Raw genomic sequence first — 20975 nt, forward strand, 5'->3', positions numbered from 1 at the left:
GGGGTATGCGCCACGCTTTCGGCTACAGCAGCGAGGGGACCTCCGCCGCCCCGACCTCCCGGGCCGCCCGCTCCACCGCGCTCGCCAGCAGGGCCAGGTCCGTCGGGCCGTTGCCCAGCTCCCGCACCGGCCGGCGGGCCGGCGGATCGCCCATGCGCTGCCAGTCCAGCGGGACCACCGTCGGCCGCTGCGTCGCCGTCCGCGGGATACGGCCCGTCACCCGGCCGCCCTGGAAACCGACGGCCCGCCCGTCCGCGTACACCACCGTGCCCCGCCCCGGCGCCGGCTGCTCCGGCCCCGCCTGCGGCGCGTCCAGCGCGACCCGCAGGGCCGCCCGGCGCGCCGGTTCCCACTCCGCGGTACGGCCACCGGCCTCGGCCGCCGCCACCAGGTGCACACCGAGCCGCTCACCCTCCCGGGCCACCGCCTCCAGCGCCCGCATCACCGACCCGGCGGCGGGCCGGCCGGGCGAACCGAGCGGGGGAGCGACCAGCGCGTCCAGGTCGTCCACGACCACCACCAGCCGGGGCAGCGCCACCACCTCGGCCCGCCGCCGCGCCGCCGCACCGGGCCGCAGCCGCAGCGTGGAGCTGGACGGGCTCTCGATGTCTCCGGAGGCGGAGGTGTCGCCGGGGGCCTGGGCGCGGTGTGCGGTGAGGCGTTCGGCGGACGCGGGAAGGCGGGCGGCGAGGTCACCGGCGGCCGTACCGCGCCGCGCGGCGGCGTCCTGGCGGGCCGACGCGCGCGGCGCGGTGTCCCCGCCGGCCGGCGCCCGCTGGGTGACCAGCCGGCCCGACACCTCCCGGCCCGTGTGCCACTGCGCGAAGTCCGTACGGCCCAGCAGCTCCGCACGCCGCTTCAGCTCGGCCGCCAGGGCCTGCGCGAACTCCCGCATCCGCACGGGGTCGTTGGCGATGAGGTACGTGGTGACGTGCGGTATGTCGGTGCACACCCGCAGGCCCTCACCGCGCCCCGCGCCGGTGCCGACCCCGTCCCGGCCGTCGAGCAGGGCCACCGCCAGCCGGTCCGGCCGCTCGGCGGCGGCCAGCGAGGCCACCACGGCCCGCAGCAGCTCGGTACGGCCGCTGCCGTCCGGCCCCTCGATCAGCAGCTGCGGCCCGTCGGCCACCAGGTCCACGCCGACCGGCCCGTGCGGCCCGGCACCCAGCACCGCCCGCGCCCGCCCGCCCGGCGAACCGGTGTCGTCGGCCGCGTCCGCCCAGCGCGCCATCAGGGACGCGGGAGTGGCACGCGCCAGCCCCAGCTCGTCCAGCAGCCGGGCCGACTGCGGCAGCGGTACGGCCACGCGCGCCTGCCCCTCAGCGGCCGGGCCGTCGGGCCGCAGCGGCGCCAGCGCCCGCGCGAACCGCTCCGCCCAGGCGGCGGAGACGGCGTCTACCCCCGCGAGCGTGCCCGGACCGACGGGACCGCTCGGCGCGACCCGCAGCAGATGCAGGGCGGCGGCGACGTCCCCGCCGAGCAGGGCCACGGCACCGCAGTGCCGGAACGTCGGCGTCACCGCGCAGGCGTCCTCGTACGTCCGGGTCACCGGGGAGGCGGGCGAGGCGGGCGCGGTCTCGGCGAGACACACCACGTGTATCCCGGCCCGCGGTCCGGCCACGGCCAGCCGCGCGAGGGCGTCCCGCAGCGCCGAGCCACCGGGATCACCGTCCACGACGACGACGGTGTATGGCCCCGGGAACCCGCCGACACCGGCCGGCCCGGCCCCGTCCTGGGCCCAGGACGGACGGCGGGCGCCGGTGCCCTGGGGAGCGGCGGCGGGGGCGCCGGGAGTACGGGGGGCGGCGGCCGGTGCGGGCCCCGCGGGCGGTATGGACCCGCCGTGCGGGTCATCGGGTGTGGCGTACGGCGTGGTCCGTCCCGGGACCCCGGCCGCCGCGGGAACCGGGGGGCGCGGCGGGCCGGGGTGGGCGGTGGTCCGGCCCGAAGCCGCGTGGTCCTCCACCCGGCGCAGCAACTCCTCCGTGCGGGCCGCCGCCTGCTCACGGTCGTAGGCCAGCAACAGGCGGCAGTCCTGCCCGTGGCCCGGCCGCACGTGCGGGAGCCAGCCCAGCCAGGACCACTCGGCCGTACGGTCCGCCACCGGACGGGACCGGTCGGCGCTGATCAGCACGATCTCCAGCAGGTCGGGGGAGTGCAGGGCGGCGAGCTGCGCCAGCACCGCGCGGGCCAGGCCGGACAGCCGGGGGCGGGGACCGGCCAGCCCGAGCGCCCCCGCCTCACGCAGCGCGGCGGTCACCGGCACCGCGGGCAGCAGGCCCGAACCGTCGGGCGCGCTCCGGTCCGCCGTGCCGAGCCGCACGGTCAGCGCCTCGGGGTGACCCGGCCCGCGCTCCCACAGCCGGGGGCCCGGACCGAGCGCGGTCAGCAGCAGGGCGGCCGGGTCCGGCCACGTCTCCGGCTGCTGGGGGGCACCGGCCACCGGAGCGACGCCGGTGCCGGCGGCCGTACCGGCGTACGTCTCCCGGCCCTCCGGCTGCTCCGCACGCCCACCGGCCAGACGTCGAGCCCAGGCACCGAGGCCGCGCCGCCGGCCACCGGAAGCGGCCGCACCCCCGTACGGAGCCTCGACCGCCCCCGCCGCCCCGCCGACGCCGAACCGCCCGGCATGCGTGTCCCCACCGGATCCCACACCGGCCGAGGACAAGGAGCCGCCACCAACCCCGCCGACCGAAGGCGAGGAGCCCGTGCGGGCCCCGCCCACACCTCCACCGGCCGAAGGCGGCGCACCCGCACCGCCCCGGCCGGCACCTCCACGGTCCGACGCCGGGACCCCGCCACCGGTCTCCCCGGCACCAGCACCCGCGCCGAACGTGGACGAGTCACCCGCCCCGGGCCCCCCGGCCCGCGCCCCCCAACCCGCACCCGCACCCGCCGAGGGCGCCCCACCGGGACCACCCGCCTCCGCATCCGCGCCGAACGTGGACGAGTCACCCGCCCCGGGCCCCCCGGCCCGCGCCCCCCAATCCGCACCCGCACCCGCAGCCGCCGAGGGCGCCCCACCGGGACCACCCGCAGCCGCACCCGCAGCCGCCGACGGCGAGAACCCCCCACCAGGGGCACCCGCACCCGACAACGCTTCCCGCACGGGTGGTGCGGCTGGGGACATGGGCCCCAGCCCCGACGCACCCGCACTCACCGACGGCGAGACTCCACCAGGAAGGCCGCCCCCGGACGCCTCCGCACCCGCCGACGGCGAGCCCCCTCCACCAGGGCCACCCCCGGACGCCCCCGCACCCGCCGACAGCGGACCGCCACCACCAGGGCCACCCCCGGACGCCCCCGCACCCGCCGACAGCGGACCGCCACCACCAGGGCCACCCGAGGCCACCCCGCCCACGGCAACCCGCACGCACCCCTCCCCGTCAGGCACCGCAGCGATCCGCACCGCAGGAACCCGCCCGGCAGGGATCCGCCCCGTTCCCCCCGACGGAGCGACCCGCAACGCCGATTCCCCGATCCGCAGCAACCCCCCGGCAGGGACCCGCACCGGCTGTTCGCCCACCCGCACCCCGTCGAGCGACGTGCCGTTCGTGGAGCCGAGGTCGGCGACGGAGACGCGGCCGTCCGCGCCGACGGTGACCGCGCAGTGCAGGCGGGAGACGTCGGGGTCGTCCAGCGGAACGTCCGCCTCGGCGGAGCGGCCGACGGTGATGCGGCCGCCGTGCAGCAGATGGACCCCGCCCGCGTCGGGGCCGGCGACCACGTGAAGCTGGGTGGGGGCGTCGGCCGGCTCGGGATGCGGCTCGGGGACGGCCGGCGCGCCGAGGGACAGCACGGCGCCGTCGACCAGCGGGGGCTCGCCGAGGGTGGCGCGGCGCGGGTCCAGCCGCTCGGTGTCCGCGTAGAGGACGACGGCCGCGCTGCCGCCGTCCCGGCCGGCGCCGGGGCCGTTCTCCCCGGTGACCGCCCCGGCCAGCGCCGAGGCGACCGCGGCCAGCTCCGTGCCCACGGGCGCCGTGACCAGCACGTCACGGCTCGCGGCGCGGCCCCGCTGCGGGGAAGGGCCCAGCGGATCTACGACGGTCAGCCGGATCTGCATCGGCGTCAGCGGTCCCTTCTGCGCGGGTCTGCGCGGGCGCGGACTTCCCCCCACCCCGCACGAGCACGTCGGCCAGTAACTGCTGGAGGCATCCTCGCACCTGCCGCTGACAACGCGCCCCGGCCCCGGTGACAAGTGATCTTGATTGGTCGGCTCTGCCCCCAAAAGTGCCTGACCGGTGCTCCGCCCGTGATCAGTTGAGATCGGTCACGTCCGCCTCCGGCAACCACCGGACCGGACCCAGCGTCTTTCCTTCGAACATGCCCGGGAACGCGTACGTAGTGCCTTGGAGGGCCGCACTACAGTGGTCCGGGACACCGGAACGCAGGCGAGCGACAGCGAGCCACAGCAATCAGCAGGGAGCGCGTGACGTGCGGCCAGTCGGCAGCAAGTACCTGCTTGAGGAGCCGCTCGGACGCGGCGCCACAGGCACCGTCTGGCGTGCCCGCCAGCGCGAGACCGCGGGCGCGGAGGCTGCCGTGCCCGGCCAGCCGGGGGAGACCGTCGCGATCAAGGTCCTCAAGGAGGAGCTGGCGAGCGACCCCGACATCGTGATGCGCTTCCTGCGCGAGCGCTCCGTCCTGCTCCGGCTCACCCACCCGAACATCGTCCGGGTCCGTGACCTGGTCGTCGAGGGCGACCTGCTGGCCCTCGTCATGGACCTCGTCGACGGCCCCGACCTGCACCGCTATCTGCGCGAGAACGGCCCCTTCACGCCGGTCGCCGCCGCGCTGCTGACGGCCCAGATCGCCGACGCGCTCGCCGCGAGTCACGCGGACGGCGTCGTCCACCGCGATCTGAAGCCCGCGAACGTCCTGCTCAGGCAGTACGACGGGCAGATGCACCCGATGCTGACCGACTTCGGCATCGCCCGCCTCGCCGACTCCCCGGGCCTGACCCGTACCCACGAGTTCGTCGGCACGCCCGCGTACGTGGCGCCGGAGTCCGCCGAGGGCCGCCCGCAGACCTCCGCCGTCGACGTCTACGGCGCCGGCATCCTGCTGTACGAGCTGGTCACCGGCCGTCCGCCGTTCGGTGGCGGCACGGCCCTGGAGGTGCTGCACCAGCACCTGAGCGCCGAGCCGCGCCGCCCGTCCACCGTGCCCGACCCGCTGTGGACGGTCATCGAGCGCTGCCTGCGCAAGAACCCCGACGAGCGGCCCAGCGCGGAGAACCTCGCGCGCGGGCTGCGCGTCGTCTCCGAGGGCGTCGGCGTGCACGCGACCGCCGCGCAGATCGCCGCCGCCGAGGGTGTCGGCGCGCTGCTGGCCCCGGACCCGGCCCCGGCCGCCGTCCCGGGCGTGCCCGGCGCCGCGGACGCCACCCAGGTGCTGCCGGCGAACGGACCGCAGGGGGCGTACGACCCGAACGCCGCGACCAGCATGCTGCCGCACACCGGCGGCCCGGCCGGCGCCGCGGACCCGACGGCCGTCCTGCCGAGCACCGGCGCCGCGGACCCGACGGCCGTCCTGCCCCCCGTCTCCCCGGGCCGGCAGGGCCAGTACGGTCAGCAGGGGCAGTACGGCGAGCTGGACCCGTACGGTCAGCAGGGTCAGGAGGGGCAGCCCGAGCAGCCGCATCCCTGGCAGACGCAGCTTCGGGCCGCCCGCGACCGCAACGACCAGACGCAGGTCCAGTACCTCGGTCCCGACGAGGACCCGCTGCGCCGCCGCCCCCAGCGGCAGGTGGCCCGGCCCCAGCAGCAGCCGCGCCCGGCCCCGCAGGCCCGCCCGCAGCAGCCGCAGCCGCGCGGCCGGCAGCGCGGGCAGGGTGAACCGGGGGGACAGGGCGGGCCGGGTGCCGGGTACGGCTACCCGCAGCAGCAGCCCCAGCGGTACGCGACACCGCAGCCCCAGCAGCCCCAGCGGTACGCGCCGCCGGCCCGGCCCGAGCCGCAGCGGCCCGCGCGGGAGCCCCGGGCGCCGCGGCAGCGCAGCGCCAACCCGATGAAGATCCCGGGTCTCGGCTGCCTGAAGGGCTGCCTGTTCACGATCGTCATCCTGGTGGTGGCGAGCTGGCTGGTCTGGGAGCTGACCCCGCTGCACACCTGGATCGGCCAGGGCAAGGGGTACTGGGACCAGGTGAGCGACTGGATCGGCAAGGCGAGCGGCTGGGTGAAGGACCTGAGCGGCTCGTCCGGCAACGGAAACTGATCGCCGGTCTGGAGATTTGTCGACATCTGCCGGGTGATTTCCGTCTCCGCGGTGAAGGTTGGCTCGCCGGACGCGTAGTTTTAACGACAACACGCGTCTGTAGGAGCAGCCTTGGCACGGAAGATCGGCAGCCGGTACACCGCCCACCAGATCCTGGGGCGGGGCAGCGCCGGCACGGTGTGGCTGGGCGAGGGACCGGAAGGACCCGTCGCCGTCAAGCTGCTGCGTGAGGACCTCGCCTCCGACCAGGAGCTCGTCGGACGCTTCGTCCAGGAGCGGACCGCGCTGCTCGGCCTGGAACACCCGCACATCGTCACCGTGCGGGACCTCGTGGTCGACGGCAACGACCTGGCCCTGGTCATGGACCTCGTGCGCGGCACCGACCTGCGCACCCGCCTGGAGCGGGAGCGGCGGCTCGCCCCGGAGGCGGCCGTGGCGATCGTCGCGGACGTCGCCGACGCCCTGGCGGCGGCCCACGCGGCCGGGATCGTCCACCGGGACGTCAAACCGGAGAACGTCCTGCTCGACATGCAGGGCCCGCTGGGGCCGGGCGGCGCCCACCCCGCCCTGCTCACCGACTTCGGCGTCGCCAAGCTGATCGACTCGCCGAAGCGGACCCGCGCCACGAAGATCATCGGTACGCCGGACTACCTCGCCCCCGAGATCGTCGAGGGCCTGCCGCCCCGGGCCGCCGTGGACATCTACGCGCTGGCCACCGTCCTGTACGAGCTGCTGGCCGGCTTCACGCCCTTCGGCGGCGGACACCCGGGCGCGGTGCTGCGGCGGCACGTCACCGAGACCGTCGTACCCCTGCCCGGCATCCCCGAGGAGCTGTGGCAATTGCTGGTGCAGTGCCTGGCCAAGGCGCCCGCCTCCCGGCTGCGCGCCTCGGAGCTGGCGGCCCGGCTGCGCGAGCAGCTTCCGACACTGGCCGGGATACCGCCACTGGAGGTGGACGAGCCGGACCCGGCCGAGGAGGAGACGACGGAGGCGGTGCCGGCGGCTCCGGGCGCGCCCGAGCCGGTACGGCGCAAGGGCGCCGTGCCCCTGGTACCCGGCGCCCGCCCGGACTCCAACCGCGACACGCACACCTCGATGCGGGTCCCCGCGCCGGACGAGCTGGCCGGCGGGGCCCACGGGACCGCGCGCGTCCCCAGGGCCGCCGGCGCGCCCCGGCCGGGCTCGGCACGGCACCGCGCCGCCGTGCGCCGGCGCCGGATCACGCTGGGCGTGGCCGCGGCGACCCTGGCGGCGGTCGCGGGCATCGGCGTGTGGCTGGCCTCGGCGGACGGGGACGATCCACCGCCGCGGCCCTCCCACAGCACGTCGGCCCCCTGACCGGCCGGGGGTCCCGCGAGCGGCCCCCTCCGTGCTCCCGCCCGCCCGTCGTCCGGGCCCGCCCGCCGGCCCCGCCCGCGCCGGTCGGCCGGGAGGCGGGCGGGACCGCTTGCCGCAGCCGTTACGCTGGAGGCGTGGCAGTCGTCGATGTATCCGAAGAGCTGAAGTCCCTCTCCTCGACCATGGAGTCGATCGAGGCCGTCCTGGACCTCGATACGATGAGGGCAGAAATCGCCGCGCTCGAGGAGCAGGCGGCGGCCCCGTCCCTCTGGGACAACCCGGACGAGGCACAGAAGGTCACCAGCAAGCTCTCCCACCTCCAGGCGGAGGTCAGGAAGGCGGAGGCGCTGCGCGGCCGGATCGACGACCTCGCGGTCCTCTTCCAGATGGCCGAGGAGGAGGACGACTCGGACACCCGCGCCGAGGCCGAGTCCGAGCTGACCTCGGTGCGCAAGGCGCTGGACGAGATGGAGGTCCGTACCCTCCTGTCCGGTGAGTACGACGCCCGTGAGGCACTCGTCAACATCCGTGCCGAGGCCGGCGGCGTCGACGCCGCCGACTTCGCCGAGAAGCTCCAGCGCATGTACCTGCGCTGGGCCGAGCAGCGCGGCTACAAGACCGAGATCTACGAGACGTCGTTCGCCGAAGAGGCCGGCATCAAGTCGACCACCTTCGCCGTGCAGGCGCCGTACGCCTACGGCACGCTCTCCGTCGAGCAGGGCACGCACCGCCTCGTGCGCATCTCCCCGTACGACAACCAGGGCCGCCGCCAGACCTCCTTCGCGGGCGTCGAGATCCTTCCGGTGGTCGAGCAGACCGACCACATCGAGATCGACGAGTCCGAACTGCGGGTGGACGTCTACCGCTCCTCCGGCCCCGGCGGCCAGGGCGTGAACACCACCGACTCCGCGGTGCGGCTCACCCACCTGCCCACCGGCATCGTGGTCTCCTGCCAGAACGAGCGGTCGCAGATCCAGAACAAGGCGACCGCGATGAACGTCCTCCAGGCCAAGCTGCTGGAGCGGCGCCGCCAGGAGGAGCAGGAGAAGATGAACGCCCTCAAGGGCGACGGCGGCAACTCCTGGGGCAACCAGATGCGTTCGTACGTGCTGCACCCGTACCAGATGGTCAAGGACCTGCGCACCGAGCACGAGGTGGGCAACCCCGAGGCCGTGTTCAACGGTGAGATCGACGGCTTCCTGGAGGCCGGCATTCGCTGGCGCAAGCAGCAGGAGAAGTAAGTTTGTCGACATGACAACTGCCGCCCCCGGGGCGGCAGTTGTCTTTTGTCTGGGTTTTACATCACACTCACAGGCGCCATCTAGCCCTAAACGCCGCCCCGGTGGACATTGCGCCCGCAACGGCCTTGACGTTGCTTTGAAAAATCGGAAAGGTGAGCCGCGGCATGCGTACGGTCTGGGGCGCATGTGAACCGGGGGAATGAGTTGACGCGATCTTCGTCACCGGCTGCCTCCGTCGATCACGGCCTGCCCCACACGCCGCCTCATTGACGATCAGCTACTGGGGGTAGCAACCATATGACGAAGAAGACGCGGATCCGGGTCGCGCGGATAGCCGCCGGCGCCGTGATCGCGGCCGGTGCGTCGCTGACCGCCGCCGGCGCGGCGTCCGCTCTGGACCTCGATGTCCAGGCGGGCCCGATCAGCCTGGGCGTGAGCGGCGTCGGCAACACCGACGGCGGCTCGACCGACGGCGGCTGCCCGATCGGCATCTGCACCGACGGCGGGACCACCGACGGCGGTTCGACGGACGGTGGCACGACCGACGGCGGTTCGACGGACGGTGGCACGACCGACGGCGGCACGACCGACGGCGGCACGACGGACGGTGGCACGACCGACGGCGGTACCGTCACCACCGGTGGCACCGTCACCACGGGTGGCACGACCGACGGCGGCACGACGGACGGCGGTACGACCGACGGTGGCACCGTCACCACGGGTGGCTCGACGGACGGCGGTACCACCGACGGCGGCACCGTCACCACGGGCGGGACCACCGACGGCGGTTCGACCGACGGCGGTACGACCGACGGTGGCACCGTCACCACGGGTGGCTCGACGGACGGCGGTACGACCGACGGCGGCTCCAACGGCACCGACGGCGGCAACGGTAACGGTGGCAACGGCACCGACGGCGGCAACGGCAACGGCGGCTCCGGGACCTCCGGCACTTCCGGCGGCGACAGCGGCACGTCCGGTGGCTCGGGCAGCACCGGCGGTTCCGGTGACGGCGGGAGCAGCACCGGGGGCAACCACACCACCCCCGAGGGCGGCAACAACGACGTCCCGCAGGACGAGGGCTCCGCGACGCTCACCGACACCGGCTCCGACACCACGGTCCAGGGCGGTGACAAGCAGCTCGCCGAGACCGGTGCCGGTCAGACCGCGTTCCTGCTCGTCGGTGCCGCGACGATGATCGCCGGCGGTATCGGCTTCCGCGTCCTGCCGCGTCTGGTGAACGGCCGGGGCGGCGCCACCGCCTGACCGTGGCCACGCGGTCACCCACCGCACGCACGGCATGTACGTAAGGGCCCGGAGCCAGGCGCTCCGGGCCCTTACGGGCGTTTCCGTGTCTTCCGCGCTCCCCGCGCGTCCACGCCCCCGCCGGCGCTCCGCGGGCTGCTACGCGGTCTGGTGCGCCAGCAGCGCCACCGCGGCGATCAGCACCGCCAGCAGCGCGATCAGCGCCACCGGGTTCAGCCCCGCGAGGAAGCCTTCCTGCTGCAGGCGCTGGCGGTTGGCACGGCACACCGGGCACCGGCCCTCGCTCACGGGCGCGGCACAGTTCGCGCACACCAACCGGTCGTACGTCATGCGCTCGCCCTCCTCGCGCCGTCCATCACACATACAACGCTCACGGGAACGCGAACGTTCCCTGCGTTCCCCATCCACTGTGCCAGGTTCCCGTGCGGCGTGCGTGGGGCCCCGGGAAGCAGGGGCGTGGGAGGGGGCCGGGGTGGGCAGCCGGTACAAAAACGTACATCTCTTGCCCAACCTCAGCCTGCGACTGCACTTGCACACCGGGTTCGCGTATGGTCACGCTCATCTACCCCCGGCGACCCGTGGTGCATCCGTGATCCGATTCGACAACGTCTCCAAGGTCTACCCCAAGCAGACCCACCCCGCACTCAGGGATGTCTCCCTGGAGGTGGAGAAGGGCGAGTTCGTCTTCCTCGTGGGGTCCTCCGGCTCCGGGAAGTCGACCTTCCTGCGGCTCGTCCTGCGCGAGGAGCGGTGCAGTCACGGCCAGGTGCACGTGCTGGGCAAGGACCTCGCGCGCCTGTCCAACTGGAAGGTGCCGCAGATGCGCCGCCAGCTCGGCACGGTCTTCCAGGACTTCCGGCTGCTGCCCAACAAGACGGTCGCGGAGAACGTGGCCTTCGCGCAGGAGGTCATCGGCAAGTCGCGCGGCGAGATCCGCAAATCCGTGCCGCAGGTGCTCGACCTCGTCGGGCTCGGCGGCAAGGAGGACCGCAGGCCGGGCGAGCTGTCCGGCGGTGAGCAGCAGCGCGTGGCCATCGCGCGCGCGTTCGTCAACCGGCCGAAGCTGCTGATCGCCGACGAACCCACCGGCAACCTCGACCCGCAGACCTCCGTCGGCATCATGAAGCTGCTCGACCGCATCAACCGGACGGGCACCACCGTCATCATGGCGACGCACGACCAGAACATCGTGGACCAGATGCGCAAGCGCGTCATCGAGCTGGAGAAGGGCCGCCTCGTCCGCGACCAGGCCCGCGGCGTCTACGGCTACCAGCACTGACCGCCCCCAGTTCCCGAAAGGCCTGAAGAACCCGCCATGCGCGCCCAGTTCGTCCTGTCGGAGATCGGTGTCGGTCTCCGCCGCAACCTGACGATGACCTTCGCCGTCATCGTCTCCGTCGCCCTGTCCCTGGCCCTCTTCGGCGGCTCACTGCTGATGAGCGACCAGGTCAGCACCATGAAGGGCTACTGGTACGACAAGGTCAACGTCTCGATCTTCCTGTGCAACAAGCACGACGCGGAGAACGACGTGCACTGCGCCAAGGGCGCCGTCACCGAGGACCAGAAGAAGCAGATCCTCGTCGACCTGAAGAAGATGCCCGTCGTCGAGAACGTGACCCACGAGTCGCAGGACGAGGCGTACAAGCACTACAAGGAGCAGTTCGGCAACTCCCCGCTGGCCGGCTCGCTGACGCCGGACCAGATGCAGGAGTCGTACCGGATCAAGCTCGAGGACCCGCAGAAGTACCAGGTGATCGCCACCGCGTTCAACGGACGCGACGGCGTGCAGTCGGTGCAGGACCAGAAGGGCATCCTGGACAACCTCTTCCAGCTCCTCAACCTGATGAACCGCGGCGCGCTCGGGGTGATGGCGATGATGCTGATCGTCGCTCTGCTGCTGATCGTCAACACCGTGCGCGTGTCCGCGTTCAGCCGCCGGCGCGAGACCGGCATCATGCGTCTGGTCGGTGCCTCGGGCTTCTACATCCAGGCGCCCTTCATCGCCGAGGCGGCGGTCGCCGGGCTCATCGGCGGCGGTCTCGCCTGTGTGGGCCTCGTGGTCGGCCGGTACTTCACCATCGACCACGGCATGGACCTCTCCCACAAGCTCACGCTCATCAACTTCGTCGGCTGGGACGCGGTGTTGACGAAGCTGCCGCTGATCCTCGCCACCAGCGTGCTGATGCCGGCACTTGCGGCGTTCTTCGCGCTGCGCAAGTACCTGAAGGTGTGACGCATGCCAAGAGGGCCGTACGGGCATCCGCCCGTACGGCCCTTCGCGTTGTCCTAGACTCACCGCCATGTCAGGCCGTGACCCGTTCTGTCAGCCCCGCCGCACGCGCCGCGGGGCCGCCCTGGCATTGGTCTTCGCGGGCGTGCTGGCCGCCGGCGCCGCCACCGGCTGCTTCCCGGAGCCCGCGCCCGCGCACGAGTCCGCCGCCGGGCCGTTGGGCCCGGCCACCCGGCACGAGGCCGTGCAGCGGGCCGCCGCCGAGGCGATGGCCGACGGCAAGTCCCCGATGGAGGCCGCCGAACGGGCCGTGAGCCGCAGCGGGGACCGCTGGGGCGCGGTCTACTCCGAGGGCGAGTACGAGGAGTTCCAGGAGGCCCTCGACGGCCGCTACACCGGCGTCGGGCTGTCGGCGCGACGGGAGCCCGACGGCCGGATCGAGGTGACGGGGGTGCAGCCCGGCTCGCCCGCCGCCGACGCCGGGATCCGCACCGGGGACCGGCTGCGCAGCGTCGACGGCAGCAGGGTCGACGGCCGGCCGGTCACCGAGGTGGTCTCCCTGCTGCGCGGGGACGCCCCGGCCGCGCACGCCCACGACGCCCCGGCCGGTACGACGGTCCGGCTCGGCCTCCAGCGGGGCACGCGCGCGTGGACCGAGTCCCTGCGCCGGGCCCGGCTGTCCACCCACTCCGTGACCGCGCGCCGGCTGCCCGGCGGGGTCACCGTCGTGCGGATCGCCGCGTTCACCAAGGGTTCCGCCGACGCGGTCCGCGAGGCCCTGCGCGCCGCCCCGGCCGACGGCGGGACCATCCTCGACCTGCGGGGCAACTCCGGCGGCCTGGTCACCGAGGCGGTGGACACCGCCTCCGGGTTCCTGGACGGCGGCCTGGTCGCCACCTACGACGTCGACGGCGTCCAGCGCGCCCTGCACGCGCACACCGGCGGCGACACCGACCGGCCCCTGGTGGTCCTCGTCGACGGCGGCACCATGAGCGCGGCCGAGCTGCTCACCGGCGCCCTCCAGGACCGGGGCCGCGCGGTCGTGATCGGCTCCCGCACCTTCGGCAAGGGCTCCGTCCAGATGCCGACCGAGCTGCCCGACGGCTCGGTGGCCGAGCTGACCGTCGGCCACTACCGCACCCCCTCGGGACACGCCGTCGACGGCCGGGGCATCACCCCGGACCTGGAGGCGGGCCCGGAGGCCCTGGGGCGGGCCGAGACGGTCCTCACGGGCCTGGGCGACCCTTCCTAGCCGCCCGTAATCGGCTGTACGCGCACCCCCTCCCTGGTGCGAAAATGGTCGGCACTATGGCTAAGGAACAAGGGCGCAAGCTGATCGCGCAGAACAAGAAGGCGCGGCACGACTACCACATCCTCGACACCTACGAGGCCGGCCTGGTCCTCATGGGCACCGAGGTGAAGTCGCTGCGCCAGGGGCGGGCCTCGCTGGCCGACGGCTTCGTGCAGCTCGACGGGCACGAGGCGTGGCTGCACAACGTGCACGTCCCCGAGTACGTCCAGGGCACCTGGACCAACCACAGCGCCCGCCGCAAGCGGAAGCTCCTGCTGCACCGCGCGGAGATCGACAAGCTGGAGGCGAAGTCGCAGGAGACGGGTCACACGATCGTGCCCCTCGCCCTGTACTTCAAGGACGGCCGGGCCAAGGTCGAGATCGCGCTGGCCCGGGGCAAGAAGGAGTTCGACAAGCGCCAGACCCTGCGGGAGAAGCAGGACCGGCGGGAGACGGAGCGGGTGATCTCCGCCGCACGCCGGCGCCAGCGCGGCTAGCGGGGCCGGCGGGGGAACACGCTGGCACGTGGCCGCGTTGTTCCCGTACAATGGCGTCTGCACCTCACAGCGGGTGCGCACTTTGAGAAATACACATGGGGATGATCGGTTTCGACAGCGGCTGTCGAAGCAGGGGAAGCGTGTCGAGGAAGCGGCCATGATCTCGTAAACCACAGGCCGAAAAAATAATCGCCAACACCAAGCGCGATTCCTTCGCCCTCGCTGCCTAAGTAGCGACTTGCGAAGTGTCAGCCCGGGGCTGTTCCCGACCCGGATCCTGGCATCAGCTAGGGAACTAAACCTTGATCCCGGTCACGGGGTGAAGAGGGAAACCAAACAGTGACTGAGCCCGTCGGAGACTTGTCCGCGTGATCTCCGGGGCCGAGAAAAACGTAGCGGACTGCACACGGAGAAGCCCTGATTCCGCACCGTTGGACGCGGGTTCGATTCCCGCCATCTCCACGATCGGGAGGCCCCCGGGGCCTCCCACCTCCCATGTGGGCGAAGGCCCCGCCGCACGCAGCGGCGGGGCCTTCGTCATGCCCGCCCCGCGCCCGGCGCACCGGGCGTCCCGCTCAGGCCGGCGGTGTGTCCTTCCCTCCCTCTTCCCGGTCCCCGCCCCCGTCCGCGCCCGTGTTCTCGTCGAGGAGGCCCGGATCGGGCAGCTCCTCCTCGACAGGGACGGCGGACACGAAGTTCGGTCCGACGGTGAGCCGCAGACGGGGGCCCAGCTCCACGGTCACGAACGACTTGGTGCGCGCCACCACGCCGCGGAACCCCTCCAGCGCGGGCTGGGGCACCACCAGGCGTTCGCCGTGCTGCGGCACGGAGAAGGTCTCGGCCCCCGGTGACAGCCGGCCGCGTGACCCGCCGGAGCGATGGGTGGAGCGCAGCGGCCGGCGGACGCCCGGGTACAGGGCCGCGTACAGGCCGGCGAAGGTGTTGAGGTGTCCCAGCCCGGCCGCCGTCAGCCGGCAGACGCAGACGCCCTCGATCTGCCGCTGTTCGACCAGGTGGGGCGGCAGGCGCGCGGCGTCGGCGGCCAGCAGCCTGGTCACCGCCCACAGCCCGCCCTCGGCGCGGGACGCGTACGCCTCCACGTTGAACAGGTCCACGAGCAACTGCCAGTACGTGGACGGCTGGGCGTTGCGGTGGAACTGTTCCAGCCGGGGGGCTATGCGGCCCAGCTCCCGGGCGTACACCTGGTTCCAGCGGGCCAGGGCGAGCTGGGCGTTGGCCTGCCGGTCCCGGTCGGTGTCGAAGTCGGCGATGACCCGCTCCCGCTCCGCCCGTACGTGCGTCTGCCGCAGCTCGCCCAGTTCGTAGGTCAGGACGCGTCGGGTGCGCTGTACGGGCCGGCCGTAGGCGGTGGCCAGTTCGATCAGGTCCGGGTCGTCGGGCGCCGGTCCCTTCCACGGCCCCGGGGCGGGTACGTACCGCTCGGCGAGGGCCTCGATCAGCTCCGCGGCCCGCTCCTGGCGCAGCCGGACGGCCGGGGTGCGGTTGACGGCGCGCTCCAGGGTGGCCCGCGATATGGCGAACAGGGCCGCCACCTGGTCGAGGAAGCGGGGCCGCCGGCTGGGCACGATGCCCTCGTTCTCGAACCGCCGGTAGTTCTTGGGCGACACCCCGAGCGCGTCCACCACGTCCCGGGCCCGCAGACCGCAGGCGCGCCGCACGTCGGCGATGTCCCAGGAGGCGTGGCGCTGGTGGTTCATCAGCGTGGAGGGGTGGGTGCCCAGCGCCCGGGCGAGGGCGCGCACCCGGGGCGGATCTGGCACTCGGTGCCCGTTCTCGTAGGCGAGGATCTGCGCCTTGGTGGTGCCGACCTCCCGCGCCAGCTCCTCCGCCGTCAGGGCGACCGCGCCGGGACGCGCGTAGATGTTCATGCGGAGCGCGCGCAGCTCCGACGGGCTGAAATCGGCCAGGCCCCGTGCCATGAGCGTGCTCATCCTCCTCGGGAGGACCACTTTAGGGGTACCATTTCCAGGCCACGACCGTTTCACATCGTCAGGCGGCGGTCGCAACTCACCTGGTCCGCTTTGCTTTTAGGCGGCTGAACCGGTGGATGCGCCCGCCGAAATGCGCGAGGTTGGACGACGTCGGCCGCAGGTTCGTCACTGTGGTCCACGTAGCTCGGTTGTGAAAGTGGCCCTGGCCCCCACGGTGTCGACGCCGTCGGCGGGGGCGCAGGGCCGGCGTGTGGGAGCGAGACCCCGAAGGTCCCCTGTTACCGCAGGGGGCCTTCCGCCGTCAGAAGATGTTTTCCAGTTGGTGTCGCAGCCAGGCACCCAGTGCCTGGAGCGCCAGCCAGCCGAAGATCCTCCGGGCGGTCTTCCGGTTGTCACGCCCGCCGCCGTCGGGCGGGTCCTCCACGCGCACACCTCCTCTCGGTCGCGGGGCGATCGGCCCCGATCGGGCGAGCCGATCGCGAAGTGCGCCGCGAGAGACGATGTTGGGATGAGCCTACCGGGTCACACGCGCGATACAGGCCCAGTTGTGGACGCGTCGGACCCCAACTCCCTTCGTAAATGTCTACTTGACGATCAGTTGCTTGTTTGACCATCTCGCCGGCTGACGGGGTGGCCGGCCGACTCGCCGGTAGGCACCGTCGGTTGTTCACGGTTGTCGCAGTTCACAGCCGCTACGGGTGGGCCGGGCCGGCCTCACCGGTGGGGACTGTGGCGACACCGGCTCCGAGTGGCCCGTGTTTCCGGTCGTAGAAGAAGGCCGATCGTGTGGGATCGGTCACGTCCATAACAATCCGCTTACTTCACATCGCGGACCGTACTTCCGTGCTCAGGTGAGCGTTGGCCGGTCCGGGCGGTGTCACGGTGCGCGAACCGGCCCGCCGCGCCCGAGCCCGCGCCGACCAACAGTGCCAGCGCGGCCGCCGCGGCCGGCACGGCGAAGGCGGTGACCGCGCCGAGGTGCTCCGCCGCCCAGCCGCCCGCCGCGGAGCCACAGGCGACACCGGTGAGCAGCCCGGTCACCACCAGACTCATGCCCTCGTTGAGGCGGCCGGCCGGGGTGCGTCGCTGCACCAGCGTCATCGCCGTCACCATGGTCGGCGCGGTCGCCATGCCCGCCGGCAGCAGCGCCCCCGCCAGCACCGGCAGCGAACCGGTGAACGCGGCGGCCGACCACGGCAGGACCATCAGTACGGCCATGGCCGCCAGGCACCGGGTCAGCCGCGGTACGGCCGGCTTCCGCGCGCCGTACACCAGACCCGCCACGCAGGACCCCGCCGCCTGGAGCGCGAGCACGGCACCGGCCGCCGCGCGATGCCCCTGCGCGTCGGCGTACGCGATCGTGACGACCTCCATCGAACCGAACACCGCGCCGGTGGCCGTGAAGCAGACCAGCAGCGGCGCGATGCCCGGGCTGCGCAGCGGGGACGGCGCCCTGGACCGGCCCACCGGCGGCGGCTCGGTCGCCCGCCGCGCGGTGAACAGCAGCATGCCGGTGAGGAGCAGCACCGCCCCGGCGAGCGTGCCCGCCTCCGGGAAGAACGTGCCGGTCAGGAAGGAGGCGAGCACCGGGCCGACCATGAAACACAGCTCGTCGGCGGCCTGTTCGAAGGAGTTCGCGGTGTGCAGCGCGTCCGGTTCGTCGCGCAGCAGATGGGCCCAGCGGGCGCGGGAGAGGCCGCCGATGTTCGGGGTGGCCGCGGTACCGGCGTAGGCGGCGAACAGGGTCCAGTCGGGGGCGTCACAGCGGACGCACAGCAGCAGCGCGAGGCTGCCGAGCACGGAGGCGAGCGTGGCCGGCAGCGCGACACGGGCCTGTCCGTGCCGGTCGACCAGCCGGGCGATCCAGGGGCCGGCGAGCCCGGTCGCCGCGAGACCGGTCGCGGTGACGGCGCCGGCGAGGGCGTACGAGCCCCGGGAACCGGCGATCATCACGACCGCGCTCACGCTGAACATGCCCATGGGAAGGCGGGCGAGCAGGTTCCCGGCGGTGAAGGCGCGGGCGCCGGGGAGGGCGAAGAGACGGCGGTAACCGGTGAGCGGTGGGTCCTGCCGGCCTGTCCGGCCGTCGGCGGCGGTCTGTTGAGGCATGCCTCAACGGTCGTCCCGGAGCGGGTCGGCGGTCCAACACCTTCCGCGTGCCGATTCACGCACCGGCGTTGTAGGTTCCGCCCATGCCCGTCCCCGCTCCCGCAGACCCCCGCCTGCTGCGTTCCTTCGTCGCCGTCGCCGAGGAACTGCACTTCACCCGGGCCGCCGCCCGCCTCTACGTCGCCCAGCAGGCGCTCAGCCGGGACGTACGGCGGCTCGAACGCGAGCTGGGCGCCGAGCTGTTCGTGCGGACCACCCGGCAGGTCACGCTGACCGCGGACGGCGAGCGTCTGCTGCCGCTCGCGCGCCGCGTCCTCGCCGCCCAGGACGACCTGCTGGCCGCGTTCGCCCCCGGCCAGGCCCGCCCGCTGCTGGTCGACCTCAACAGTCCCGGCCTGGTCACCGGCCGCCGGGTGCTGCACCGGGCCCGCGAACTCGCCCCCGACTGCGAGCTGATGGCCCGCTACGAGAGCGGCCTGACGGGTGCCGCCGCCGATCTGCTGGCCGGCCGGCTGGACGTGTCCTTCGGCCGGTTCGCGGGGCTGGACCCGGCGTTGCGGTCGGGCCTGGAGCAGCAACCGGTGCGGTACGAGCCGATGGCCGTCGTCCTGCCCGACGATCACCCGCTGGCCGCGCTGCCCCGGGTGCCGGTGGGCGCGTTGGCCGGGGAGACGGTGTACGCCGGTGCCGGGAACCCGCGCACCCGGGAGTGGACCGACCTGGCCCGGCAGCTCTTCGAGGGCCGGGGGATCCGGCTCGCCCCGCCCGTCCCGATGGCCGTCGGCGACGAGGAGTTCGGGCGGATCATGGCCAAGACCCGCACCCCGGTGCTGGCCGTCCTGGACTTCCCGCCCATGCCCGGCACGGTACGGCGGCCCCTCGTCGGCCCCGTCCCGCTGTCGCCCGTCTCCCTGGTCTGGCGCAGGGGGCTGGCGCATCCCGCACTGGCCGCGCTGCGCCGGGCGGGGGCCGAGATGGCCCGGGCCGGGGGATGGCTGCGGCGCCCCGGCGACGGCTGGATCCCCGCCGCCGACGAGGACGTGATGAACGCCCGCCCGTGACGCGGTCCCCCGCACCCCGCACCCCGGCCGGTGAGGTGGCCCACGGGCCGCCCTACTCCGGGTGGGCCACCGCCTGCCTCTGGAGCAGGACCGCCGCCAGCAGGCTCAGCCGCGGCTCGGCCCGGCGCAGCGCCCTCAGCGCGGCGACCGAGGTGATGTCCCCGGTGAAGCCGGCGTCGGCCAGCCGGGAGCGGACCCAGCGGGCACGCAGCCGCTCCTCCGTCGCGTCTGCGGTGGCGGCGACGGTGGCGAGCGCGCGTTCCAGCCCCGGGCGTTCCTCGGGCGGCGCCCCGGCCAGCGCCTCCCGCAGGGCCGCCGTGACGATGTCCGAGTCCCGGATGACCAGCACGCAGTCCTGTTTCCTGTCGAATCCCGCGAATCCCTTCACAGGGATCATGGTGCGGGCGACGGACCGCGTTTCCCGAACCACTTGAGGAAGTTCAGAGCCTGGAGTTCCAGAATGCAGAGTTGCGGAACCCGGAGCCACCGAGGCTGGAGTTGCGGACCCCGTAGATCCGAAAGTCCGGGGTTCCAGGCCCTCGGCCCGCCCGGCACGGGCAACGCGCCTACGTGTCCGCGTACTTCGCGTCCGCCGCCGGGTCCAGTGCCAGGCGGTAGCCCCGTTTCACCACCGTCTGGATCAGCTTCGGCGCGCCCAGGGCCGTGCGCAGGCGGGCCATCGCCGACTCCACGGCGTGTTCGTCGCGGCCCGCGCCGGGCAGGGCACGCAGCAGATCGGCGCGTGCGACCACCCAGCCGGGGCGGCGGGCCAGGGCGCGCAGCAGGGACATGCCGGCCGGGGGTACGGGCCTGAGGTCGCCGTCGACCAGGACCGCGTGGCCGCGGATCTCCACCCGGTGGCCCGCGACGGGCAACGCGCGCGCACGGGAGGGGAGTTCCTGGCACAGCAACTGGACGAGGGGGCCGAGGCGGAAGCGCTCCGGCTGGACCGTGTCCACTCCGTGCGCCTGGAGGGGGATCGCGGTGACCGGGCCCACACAGGCCGGCAGGACGTCGTGGGCCATGGCCGCCAGCAGCTCGTCCAGCAGGCCGCGGTCCTGCGCGCGCGAGAGCAGGGAGGCCGCGGCGGGGGCGCTGGTGAAGGTCAGGGCGTCCACACCGCGGGTGACGGCCGCGTCCAGGAGACGGTCCAGGGGGCTGATGTCCTCGGGGGGCATCCAGCGGTACACCGGGACCGGGACCACGTCCGCGCCCGCGGCGCGCAGCGACTCCACGAAGCCGGGCAGGGGCTCCCCGTGGAGCTGTACGGCGACGCGGTGTCCGTCGACGCCTTCCTCCAGGAGGCGGTCGAGCACCTCGGCCAGGGACTCCGAGGAGGGCGACCACTCCTCCGTGAGGCCGGCGGCCCGGATGGCGCCCTTGACCTTGGGGCCGCGGGCCAGCAGCCGTACCCCGCGCAGCCGGCCGAGGAGCTGTTCGCCGAGGCCCCAGCCGTCGGCGGCCTCGACCCAGCCGCGGAAGCCGATCGCGGTGGTGGCCACCACCACGTCCGGCGCGTGAGCGATGATCTCCTTCGTCGCGGCGAGCAGTTCGCCGTCGTCGGACAGCGGCACGATCCGCAGGGCGGGGGCGTGCACGACCGCGGCGCCGCGCCGCCGCAGCAGGGCGCCCAGTTCGTCGGCGCGGCGCGCGGCGGTGACGCCCACGGTGAACCCGGCGAGGGGACCGTGCTCGGATTGCTGCTCTTCGTCGTCCATGGGGGCTCTCCTAGCTGACCGGCACGCCGACCGAGCCTGTCAACGGTGCGTGACGG

General features: G+C 73.9%; 16 protein-coding genes and 1 other RNA gene. 10 read left to right on the forward strand and 7 right to left on the reverse strand.

Features of this window, described 5'->3' with window-relative positions; all coding sequences use genetic code 11:
• Positions 1–22: 22 nt before the first annotated feature.
• Complete coding sequence (locus tag D9753_RS21635; protein ID WP_121788484.1) at positions 23–4063, reverse strand: FHA domain-containing protein; 4041 nt, start codon at positions 4061–4063, stop codon at positions 23–25.
• A 371-nt stretch (positions 4064–4434) separates the two neighbouring features.
• Here D9753_RS21635 and D9753_RS21640 point away from each other — a divergent pair, with 371 nt between their 5' ends.
• From D9753_RS21640 to D9753_RS21655, 4 genes are all read left to right on the forward strand, one after another.
• Positions 4435–6216, forward strand: a complete 1782-nt coding sequence (locus tag D9753_RS21640) for a serine/threonine-protein kinase (protein ID WP_121788485.1) — start codon at positions 4435–4437, stop codon at positions 6214–6216.
• Positions 6217–6327: 111 nt separating this feature from the next.
• On the forward strand, positions 6328–7554 hold the full coding sequence (locus tag D9753_RS21645) for a serine/threonine-protein kinase (protein ID WP_121788486.1): 1227 nt from the start codon (positions 6328–6330) through the stop codon (positions 7552–7554).
• 134 nt (positions 7555–7688) lie between these two features.
• On the forward strand, positions 7689–8795 hold the full coding sequence (prfB, locus tag D9753_RS21650) for a peptide chain release factor 2 (RefSeq protein WP_121788487.1): 1107 nt from the start codon (positions 7689–7691) through the stop codon (positions 8793–8795).
• 297 nt (positions 8796–9092) lie between these two features.
• Positions 9093–10061 carry a hypothetical protein gene (locus D9753_RS21655; RefSeq protein WP_121788488.1) on the forward strand — a complete coding sequence of 323 codons (969 nt, stop codon included), beginning with the start codon at positions 9093–9095 and terminating at the stop codon, positions 10059–10061.
• A gap of 138 nt (positions 10062–10199) precedes the next feature.
• On the opposite strand, the gene D9753_RS21660 is transcribed toward D9753_RS21655, so the two are convergent.
• Positions 10200–10391, reverse strand: a complete 192-nt coding sequence (locus D9753_RS21660; protein WP_121788489.1) for a hypothetical protein — start codon at positions 10389–10391, stop codon at positions 10200–10202.
• Positions 10392–10650: 259 nt separating this feature from the next.
• Here D9753_RS21660 and ftsE point away from each other — a divergent pair, with 259 nt between their 5' ends.
• The 5 genes from ftsE (at position 10651) to ssrA (ending at position 14544) form a co-directional block, all read left to right on the forward strand.
• Positions 10651–11340 (forward strand): cell division ATP-binding protein FtsE, encoded by a 690-nt coding sequence (gene ftsE, locus D9753_RS21665; RefSeq protein WP_121788490.1) that lies wholly within the window; start codon positions 10651–10653, stop codon positions 11338–11340.
• 36 nt (positions 11341–11376) lie between these two features.
• The gene (ftsX, locus tag D9753_RS21670; RefSeq protein ID WP_121788491.1) at positions 11377–12294 is read left to right on the forward strand and encodes a permease-like cell division protein FtsX; all 918 of its coding nucleotides are present in this window, start codon (positions 11377–11379) and stop codon (positions 12292–12294) included.
• Positions 12295–12361: 67 nt separating this feature from the next.
• Entirely contained in the window at positions 12362–13543 is a 1182-nt protein-coding gene (locus D9753_RS21675) for a S41 family peptidase (protein WP_205614223.1), read from the forward strand.
• A 56-nt stretch (positions 13544–13599) separates the two neighbouring features.
• The gene (smpB, locus tag D9753_RS21680; protein ID WP_121788493.1) at positions 13600–14079 is read left to right on the forward strand and encodes an SsrA-binding protein SmpB; all 480 of its coding nucleotides are present in this window, start codon (positions 13600–13602) and stop codon (positions 14077–14079) included.
• A 97-nt stretch (positions 14080–14176) separates the two neighbouring features.
• Positions 14177–14544, forward strand: a transfer-messenger RNA (tmRNA) gene (gene ssrA, locus D9753_RS21685).
• A gap of 110 nt (positions 14545–14654) precedes the next feature.
• Here the strand turns inward: ssrA and D9753_RS21690 are convergent.
• The 3 genes from D9753_RS21690 to D9753_RS21695 form a co-directional block, all read right to left on the reverse strand.
• The gene (locus tag D9753_RS21690) at positions 14655–16019 is read right to left on the reverse strand and encodes a helix-turn-helix transcriptional regulator (RefSeq protein WP_163010756.1); all 1365 of its coding nucleotides are present in this window, start codon (positions 16017–16019) and stop codon (positions 14655–14657) included.
• A 313-nt stretch (positions 16020–16332) separates the two neighbouring features.
• On the reverse strand, positions 16333–16455 hold the full coding sequence (locus D9753_RS38730) for a hypothetical protein (protein WP_276209440.1): 123 nt from the start codon (positions 16453–16455) through the stop codon (positions 16333–16335).
• Positions 16456–16847: 392 nt separating this feature from the next.
• On the reverse strand, positions 16848–18140 hold the full coding sequence (locus D9753_RS21695; protein WP_121788495.1) for an MFS transporter: 1293 nt from the start codon (positions 18138–18140) through the stop codon (positions 16848–16850).
• An 83-nt stretch (positions 18141–18223) separates the two neighbouring features.
• On the opposite strand from D9753_RS21695, the gene D9753_RS21700 reads away from it, so the two are divergent.
• Positions 18224–19201 (forward strand): LysR family transcriptional regulator, encoded by a 978-nt coding sequence (locus D9753_RS21700; RefSeq protein WP_121788496.1) that lies wholly within the window; start codon positions 18224–18226, stop codon positions 19199–19201.
• Between the two features lie 52 nt (positions 19202–19253).
• On the opposite strand, the gene D9753_RS21705 is transcribed toward D9753_RS21700, so the two are convergent.
• Both D9753_RS21705 and D9753_RS21710 read right to left on the reverse strand, forming a co-directional pair.
• Positions 19254–19598, reverse strand: coding sequence for a hypothetical protein (locus D9753_RS21705; RefSeq protein WP_205614224.1), 345 nt, complete (start codon positions 19596–19598; stop codon positions 19254–19256).
• A 169-nt stretch (positions 19599–19767) separates the two neighbouring features.
• Positions 19768–20919: a uroporphyrinogen-III synthase gene (locus D9753_RS21710; protein WP_121788497.1), complete on the reverse strand. Its 1152-nt coding sequence runs from the start codon at positions 20917–20919 to the stop codon at positions 19768–19770.
• Positions 20920–20975 lie beyond the last annotated feature (56 nt).

Origin of the sequence: Streptomyces dangxiongensis (genome assembly GCF_003675325.1) — a bacterium.
GTDB lineage: Bacteria > Actinomycetota > Actinomycetes > Streptomycetales > Streptomycetaceae > Streptomyces > Streptomyces dangxiongensis.

What these genes read in the sequence shown, in the direction of transcription:
- D9753_RS21635 (WP_121788484.1), bottom strand. Translation starts at nt 4,063, where the DNA reads ATGCAGATCCGGCTGACCGTCGTAGATCCGCTGGGCCCTTCCCCGCAG.
- D9753_RS21655 (WP_121788488.1), top strand. Translation starts at nt 9,093, where the DNA reads ATGACGAAGAAGACGCGGATCCGGGTCGCGCGGATAGCCGCCGGCGCC.
- D9753_RS21660 (WP_121788489.1), bottom strand. Translation starts at nt 10,391, where the DNA reads ATGACGTACGACCGGTTGGTGTGCGCGAACTGTGCCGCGCCCGTGAGC.
- ftsX (WP_121788491.1), top strand. Translation starts at nt 11,377, where the DNA reads ATGCGCGCCCAGTTCGTCCTGTCGGAGATCGGTGTCGGTCTCCGCCGC.
- D9753_RS21675 (WP_205614223.1), top strand. Translation starts at nt 12,362, where the DNA reads ATGTCAGGCCGTGACCCGTTCTGTCAGCCCCGCCGCACGCGCCGCGGG.
- smpB (WP_121788493.1), top strand. Translation starts at nt 13,600, where the DNA reads ATGGCTAAGGAACAAGGGCGCAAGCTGATCGCGCAGAACAAGAAGGCG.
- D9753_RS21690 (WP_163010756.1), bottom strand. Translation starts at nt 16,019, where the DNA reads ATGGCACGGGGCCTGGCCGATTTCAGCCCGTCGGAGCTGCGCGCGCTC.
- D9753_RS21695 (WP_121788495.1), bottom strand. Translation starts at nt 18,140, where the DNA reads ATGCCTCAACAGACCGCCGCCGACGGCCGGACAGGCCGGCAGGACCCA.
- D9753_RS21700 (WP_121788496.1), top strand. Translation starts at nt 18,224, where the DNA reads ATGCCCGTCCCCGCTCCCGCAGACCCCCGCCTGCTGCGTTCCTTCGTC.
- D9753_RS21705 (WP_205614224.1), bottom strand. Translation starts at nt 19,598, where the DNA reads ATGATCCCTGTGAAGGGATTCGCGGGATTCGACAGGAAACAGGACTGC.
- D9753_RS21710 (WP_121788497.1), bottom strand. Translation starts at nt 20,919, where the DNA reads ATGGACGACGAAGAGCAGCAATCCGAGCACGGTCCCCTCGCCGGGTTC.